Annotated in this window: 1 rRNA gene; it reads left to right on the top strand. The window is 46.0% G+C overall.

Annotated features, from left to right (window positions below):
• Positions 1-101: 101 nt before the first annotated feature.
• Positions 102-211 (top strand): 23S ribosomal RNA (locus GEV01_RS30670); the annotation flags it as partial.

Consider the following 211-nt stretch of genomic DNA (forward strand, 5'->3'; position numbering starts at 1 on the left):
AAGACGATGGGTAATGATTGTATGTATCAACAAACGCAACAACGTAGTACTTCTTATTCCTATAAACGCTCCTTGTTTAGTCGCAGGGGCTAACGTTATAGGGACAAGTGAATAAGTGCACATGGTGGATGCCTTGGCGATTACAGGCGATGAAGGACGTAGTAGCTTGCGATAAGCTGCGGGGAGCTAGCAAACAAGCTTTGATCCGCAG

The sequence above is a fragment of the Rugamonas rivuli genome (assembly GCF_009380165.1).
GTDB classification, from domain to species: domain Bacteria; phylum Pseudomonadota; class Gammaproteobacteria; order Burkholderiales; family Burkholderiaceae_D; genus Rugamonas; species Rugamonas rivuli.